The following is a 505-nucleotide window of genomic DNA, read 5'->3' on the forward strand; positions in this document are numbered from 1 at the left end:
ATATCAACAATGAAGTCATAAACCAGTTAGCTTTTTTTCAATAGGTGCGAGAAGATACCACCCGACCAGTCGACGGACGCGTCGGTCTCGACGTAGTCGAAGACCTCGGGCTCCATGACGTAGATCCCGGTGTTCACCGTGTCGGAGAAGACCTGGCCCCAGGTGGGCTTCTCCAGGAAGCGCTCGACCTTGCCCTCTTCGTCCACGATCGTGATGCCGAATTCCAGCGGATTCGGCACGCGCGTCAGGCACACCGTGACGAGCGCGCCCTTCTCCTTGTGGAAGGCGATGAGGTCGGTGAGGTCGAAATCCGTGAGCGCGTCGCCCGAGATCACCAGGAACGCGTCGTCCTAGAGTGCCTCTTCCGCGTTCTTGACGCTTCCGGCCGTGCCGAGCGGCTTGTCCTCGATGGCAGAGGCGAGCTCCATGCCGAGTTCCTCACCGTCGCCGAGGCAAGCCCAGACGAGCGAAGCGAGGAGGTGCACGGTCACCACGGTCTCGGTCG

At 61.2% G+C, this 505-nt stretch carries 1 protein-coding gene; it reads right to left on the reverse strand.

The window, feature by feature from the left end; genetic code table 11:
- Positions 1-26: 26 nt before the first annotated feature.
- On the reverse strand, positions 27-335 hold the full coding sequence (locus tag I7822_RS30885) for a nucleotidyltransferase family protein (RefSeq protein WP_504739680.1): 309 nt from the start codon (positions 333-335) through the stop codon (positions 27-29).
- Positions 336-505 lie beyond the last annotated feature (170 nt).

Source organism: Metabacillus bambusae (assembly GCF_017497975.1).
Classification (GTDB): domain Bacteria; phylum Bacillota; class Bacilli; order Bacillales; family Bacillaceae; genus Metabacillus; species Metabacillus bambusae.